Raw genomic sequence first — 6,078 nt, forward strand, 5'->3', positions numbered from 1 at the left:
GCCCGCCCCAGTTGCCTGAGTGATTGGCACCATCACGCAGGTTTACTTGTAGTGTGAATGTTTGCGCACCACGCGCACCGGTGAAGACTGTTGGTGTATCCGATTGCAAGCGCGGCCCGTCAGAGGCGATCAGCACATCCGCTGCCAACATCTGCTTGTGTTCATCGAAGAACTCTTGCAGGCCAGCGGAGCCGGTTTCTTCAGAAGTCTCAATGATCACCTTACAGTTGAAGCCAAGTTGCTTCTTTTCCTGCAAAAGGCAACCCAAGGCCTGAAGGTTAATGAGATGCTGGCACTTATTGTCAGCGGTACCGCGCCCGTAAATGCGCTCGCCGTCTTCTTCCAGAACGAACGGGTCTCTTCCCCCCATCCAGTTACCGGCTTGTCCGCGCACAACATCTCCGTGCCCGTAGGTCAGAACTGTCGGGAAACTTGGATCTTCGATGCGTTCCCCAAACAGGAAAGGGCCACCAATCGGGTTCGGATTGTCGAAGATGTGCGTTTTGAAGCCAAGACGCTCGAGAAGAGGTCGCATCTCCTCTTTCAGATAACGCATCAATTGGTGTTTTTGGTAGGGTTCCTGACTTTCCGTCGGAATAGCGATTAATCGGGCCAGATCAGTGAGGAATGCGCCGCTGTCGAAATATGTTTCCGCCCGTTGGATGGCTTCATTGCGACTGGACATTCTCATTCTCCCTTTCAGACTAGGTGCGCGCAGTTAATCACTTAAGGGGGTTCCAATCCACTCTGTTTGTTTCAGCAGCTTTAATGCACTCTGAAGACCAGCACCCGTTGCAATGCACATGCCGGGCAGGATCATCCACTCCAACGCCCAAGCTGAACCTGAGCGCTCTTGTTCATGCACCAAGGCGCTATGCATCGCAGAGACCTGGGTGCTGTTGTAACGGGCAAGCGTTACCAGTAATTCCGCGTTGATCGGGTTGTGTTTGTGGGCCATGGCTGAGGAGCGTCCACCATCGGAAAGTTTAATTTCCTCAAGGCCCTGTTGTGCCATCAAAGCAACGTCCGTACCAATCTTGCCAAGGCTGCCGGAGATCATGGAAAGGACGTTTGCGTAATCCACCATGTTGTCCCGCTGCGTATGCCATGAATGCTCCGGAACTCTCAGGTCCAGCTCTGCCGCCATATACGCGGCAATAGCAACTGCATGTTCGCCCTGAGCATGACTTGTTCCTACAGGTCCGCCAAACTGAAGCACTGCAACCTCTGGAGCGACATCGTCTAGCCGTTGATAGTGCCGTTTCAGCGGTTCAATCCATGTGGAAATGCGGTCACCTGCCGTTATTGGCAGCGCGGCTTGCATGCGCGTTCTGCCCATCAGCGGATAATCACTATTCGCCGATTTCACAGTTTCAAGTGCAGCGATGACCGCAGACAAGCGCTTTTGTAGAATCTGAGAGGTTTTTCGTAGAGCTAACGCCAGCGCGGTGTCCATCACATCCTGACTGGTGGATGTTTTGTGGCATTCTCCAGCGTATGGCTCGCCAACGCGCATGCGCAGTTGCTTGATGAAAGCTGGGATTGGCAGGCCATCTTTTGCAACGCCTGCCTTGATCCGCGTGATATCAGGTGCAAACCCTTTGCAGCCAGCAAGCACAGCGTCCTTTGCTTCGGCTGAAACGAGAGAATGTGCGAACAAGGCCTTGGTGAGAGCCACTTCATAAGCCAGATAGTGATCCAGAGTTGTTTCCAGAGCAAAGGCGCGTTGCACGTCCTCATCTCCAAACAATCCGCTCCACATAGGATTGGTGAAGAGGCTCACACTCACATTAGTCCCTTTCCAGCGCGATCGCGATGCCCTGACCAACTCCAATACACATAGTGGCCAGTGCGCGTTTTTTGCCTTGCAAGCTCAGTTCCAACGCTGCGGTTCCGGTGATGCGTGCGCCGGACATGCCCAGTGGGTGGCCCAATGCAATCGCCCCGCCATTCGGGTTGATATGAGCTGCACCTGCATCCAACCCCAGTTCGCGCAGAACTGCAATCCCCTGACTTGCAAAGGCTTCATTGAGCTCAATGACGTCAAAATCAGAAGGTTGCAAATTTAACCGCGCGCATAGTTTTTGCGCTGCAGGAGCAGGGCCAATGCCCATAATGCGCGGTGCAACGCCGGCCGTCGCTCCGCCAAGCACGCGTGCAATTGGGGTCAGACCATATTTTTTGACCGCTGCTGCAGAGGCAACAATCAGCGCAGCAGCGCCATCGTTGACACCTGAGGCATTGCCCGCAGTCACGCTGCCATTTTCACGGAAGGGTGTCGGCAGCTTTGCTAATTTCTCGGCAGTTGTCCCTGCACGTGGGTGCTCATCAGCGGACACGATAATCGGATCACCTTTGCGCTGAGGGATTGTGACCTCGATGATCTCCTTGGCAAGGCGGCCATTTTCTTGTGCAGCCGCTGCTTTAGCCTGTGAGCTCGCGGCAAACGCGTCCTGATCAGCACGGGAGACACCAAAGTCTTCAGCAACGTTTTCGCCAGTCTCAGGCATGCTGTCGATGCCGAACTGCTTCTTCATTTTCGGGTTCACAAACCGCCAGCCAATGGTGGTGTCGAACACTTCGTTGGCACGAGAAAACGGTGAGGTCGCCTTTGGCATCACAAATGGCGCACGGGACATGGATTCCACGCCGCCAGCAATCACAAGATCGCATTCACCTGTCTTGATGGCACGAGAGGCTGCAATGACAGCATCCATGCCAGACCCGCACAAACGGTTCAGCGTCGTACCAGGTACGGCTTCTGGCAGACCTGCCAGCAGCGCGACCATGCGAGCCACGTTGCGGTTGTCCTCACCAGCCTGGTTGGCGCAGCCGTAATACACTTCGTCAACGGCTTCCCAATCAACTGACGGGTTTCGTTCCATCAATGCTTTAATTGGCAAAGCGCCAAGATCGTCCGCCCGAACAGAAGACAGCACGCCCCCATAACGACCAATCGGTGTTCTAATATAATCGCAAATATATGCCTCAGACATCAGGCCGTCTCCACTCTGTTACCCGCATGCGCCGCCGCCGTTCGCGCTTTTAATGCGCGCAGAACAGACAGTTCCTCCTCAGTCGGCACAGGGGTCTCCTGCAAATCATCCGAGAACCGTACAGCCCAAGACACTGTTTGTTGCACCCGTTCTTTGGTCGTACCCGGATGAAGCGAGACCACTGTCAGCTCTTTGGTTACAGGATCAGGTTTCCAGATGGCAAGGTCGGTAATCAGCAGGGTTGGACCTTTTGTGGTGATGCCCATACGAGCGCGGTGGTCACCTCCTTCGCCGTGCCCAAAGGAGGTGAAAAAGTCCAGTTTCTCAACAAAACCACGCTTGCTTTGCTTCATGGTGATGTAAGTTTCCTGAGAGGAGGAGGAGATCTCAGGCGCTCCGCCGCCACCAGGCAATCTTACCTTCGGATTGTCGTAGTCTCCCACCACGGTGGTGTTGATGTTGGCGAAACGATCAATCTGCGCTGCCCCCAGAAAACCGACTGTGATCTTGCCACCTTGCAACCAGTAGCGGAACATCTCGGTTACTGAAACCGTCGTCAGCGCTGTGTCACAAAGCTCACCATCTCCAATGGAAAGCGGCAAAATATCTGGCGCAGTGCCAATCGTTCCACTCTCATAAATCAGCGTAATATCTGGTGCGTGAGTTAGACGGGCGATGTTACAGGCAGCAGATGGCGGGCCGATGCCCACAAAGCACACATCCGTGTTGCCCAAGGCGCGGGATGCCGCGATGGCCATCATCTCGTCCGGGGTAAAGTCTTGTGCTGTCATGGAGTTACCTCCAGCCCTTTAATGCGATCAGCAAACACCTCTGGTCCCTGCTTCAGCACATGTTCTTCCATCCATGCCTGAAACCTCTCACGATCTGCTGCGATCGGATCCCAGTCGATATACGTCTTGTTGTCTCTGCCGTAATACCCTTGCGCATAAGACGGATGCGCCCCGCCGCGCACTTCGCAAATAGCGGAGACGGTCCAGTGTGGCAGGATGCACGCGTTCATATGCGTATCCAGCTCATCAACCACTTCCTCAACCGTCACAATGGAGTACGTTGCAGCCAGCACGGCTTCCTTTTGGACACCCACGATTCCTTCAATCAACACGTTGCCTTTGCGGTCAGCTTTAAGAGCATGGATGAAAGCAACATCAGGACGAATGGAGGGAACAGCAGCCAATTCCTCACCCGTGAAAGGGCAATTTATTTTTTTGATATTCGGATTTACGCGCTGAAGTTCTGTACCCATATAACCACGAAACACGGCGCATGGCAGGCCAGCAGCCCCAGCTTCATATGCATTGGCAAGAGCGGCATGGGAATGCTCTTCAATCTCAATGGGTCGCGGCCAGCCGTTTTCGATTGAATCACGAACGCGTCGCAACAACCCAACACCCGGATTGCCCGCGTAGGAGAAGATCAATTTCCTGACCAGCCCCATGCCGATGAGCTGATCATAAATAAGATCAGGCGTCATGCGAATGACAGTGAGTTCATCAATGCCCTGCCGAATAACTTCGTGGGCAGCGGCGTGGGGAATGAGATGCGTAAAACCTTCAAAAGCGGCAGTGTCGCCGCTTTTGAGGTATTTCGTGACCGCATCTTTTAAAGACAAAAATTCAGCCATATTTATCAATCAGATATCAAAGAAGACGGTTTCGTTTTCACCCTGAATGTAAATGTCAAAGGTGTAGGTGTCGCCGGATTGCTTCGCGATCAGCGTTGATATGCGCACGCGATGTTCAATACGGCCCAACACGGGATCAACTGCGTTGACTTCGTCCTCTTCCGGGAAGTACATGCGTGTATTGAGACCAATGTTTATTCCGCGCGCGACGATCCAGAAGTTGATATGTGGCGCTTGCGGCCTGCCATCGGGAAATGGAACAGAACCCGGCTTCACAGTTTCAAAGCAGAACTCACCACTTTCCAGATTGACCGGCTGGCGCCCCCATCCAGGAAAGTTGGGGTCAGCTTCACCACGCGTTTCTGACGGGCTGTTGAACAGACCTTCACTGTCTGCCTGCCAGATTTCCAGCATGGCATCTTTCAAAGGCGTTCCGGTTCCATCAAACACACGACCTTTAATGGTAATGCGCTGGCCTTTGGTTTGCTCATTCACCATGCGCGCGCCAAGGTCTTCTTTGAAGATCCCTGTGTTCCCGATGAAATTCGGGGTGCAGCCGATATGAACGTACGGACCAGCCGTCTGGCTTGGGCTTTCTTTCAGATACTCCAGCTTTGTCAAATCAATTGCCCTCCATACGGTTTTCAAACATGGTCGAGCGACGGCCACGCAGGACGATATCAAAACGATAAGCACGGGCGTCCATTGGTACACAATGGTTCATGTCCAGCTTGGCAACCAGCATCTCAATCGCAGCCGGATCATTGATCGTCCTCACAATCGGACACAGCGGAATATGAGGATCGCCCTCAAAATACATCTGCGTGATCAGGCGCTGCGCGAAACCGGAACCAAAAAGCGAAAAATGGATGTGGGACGGGCGCCAGTCATTCACCCCGTTTGGCCACGGATACGGGCCGGGGCGAACGGTACGAAAAGCATAGTATCCATTCTCATCCGTGATGACGCGACCACATCCGCCGAAATTCGGGTCAAGCGGCGCAAGGTAGCCATCTTTTTTATGACGGTAGCGGCCACCAGCGTTGGCCTGCCAAACTTCTACCAGCGCATTCGGAACTGGTCTGGCTTCTTCATCCAGAACATGGCCATGGACGATGATGCGCTCTCCCTGCGCACTTTCACCCGGTTTGGCATAATTCTGCACCAAATCGTGATCCAGCTCACCCAGCATGTTGTGGCCGAAGACTGGTCCGGTGGTTTCGCTGATTGTATTTCCGAGAGACAGAAGCGCCTTTTGCGGAGACCGCAACACGCTCGTTTTGTAGTTGGGCGACAATGCCGGAGGATGCCAGTTCCGGTCTCGTGGAAAGAACGGACCAGCATTGGTCGTTGGCTTGCTCATCTCACTCCCCTGACGCATCAAGCTGCGCGAAAACATTTTTGACGACTTTGATGGCGCTGTTTGCGGCTGGGGCACCC

General features: G+C 53.8%; 7 protein-coding genes. All 7 read right to left on the reverse strand.

The window, feature by feature from the left end:
• Positions 1-685, reverse strand: a 685-nt coding sequence (locus PPL9_RS34085) for a M20/M25/M40 family metallo-hydrolase (protein WP_244273343.1), incomplete at its 3' end; no start/stop codon positions are given.
• Positions 686-718: 33 nt separating this feature from the next.
• Entirely contained in the window at positions 719-1,789 is a 1,071-nt protein-coding gene (locus PPL9_RS04235) for a 3-carboxy-cis,cis-muconate cycloisomerase (RefSeq protein ID WP_057461484.1), read from the reverse strand.
• A 1-nt stretch (position 1,790) separates the two neighbouring features.
• Positions 1,791-2,996 carry a 3-oxoadipyl-CoA thiolase gene (gene pcaF / locus PPL9_RS04240; RefSeq protein WP_057461485.1) on the reverse strand — a complete coding sequence of 402 codons (1,206 nt, stop codon included), beginning with the start codon at positions 2,994-2,996 and terminating at the stop codon, positions 1,791-1,793.
• Entirely contained in the window at positions 2,996-3,787 is a 792-nt protein-coding gene (locus PPL9_RS04245; RefSeq protein WP_057461486.1) for a CoA-transferase subunit beta, read from the reverse strand. Before PPL9_RS04245 ends, pcaF begins: the two co-directional genes overlap by 1 nt.
• On the reverse strand, positions 3,784-4,638 hold the full coding sequence (locus tag PPL9_RS04250; protein ID WP_057461487.1) for a CoA transferase subunit A: 855 nt from the start codon (positions 4,636-4,638) through the stop codon (positions 3,784-3,786). Before PPL9_RS04250 ends, PPL9_RS04245 begins: the two co-directional genes overlap by 4 nt.
• 9 nt (positions 4,639-4,647) lie before the next feature.
• Positions 4,648-5,259, reverse strand: coding sequence for a protocatechuate 3,4-dioxygenase subunit alpha (gene pcaG / locus PPL9_RS04255; protein ID WP_057461488.1), 612 nt, complete (start codon positions 5,257-5,259; stop codon positions 4,648-4,650).
• 1 nt (position 5,260) lies between these two features.
• Positions 5,261-6,019, reverse strand: a complete 759-nt coding sequence (pcaH, locus tag PPL9_RS04260; RefSeq protein WP_057461534.1) for a protocatechuate 3,4-dioxygenase subunit beta — start codon at positions 6,017-6,019, stop codon at positions 5,261-5,263.
• Positions 6,020-6,078 lie beyond the last annotated feature (59 nt).

The sequence above is a fragment of the Pseudovibrio sp. POLY-S9 genome (assembly GCF_001431305.1).
Lineage (GTDB): Bacteria > Pseudomonadota > Alphaproteobacteria > Rhizobiales > Stappiaceae > Pseudovibrio.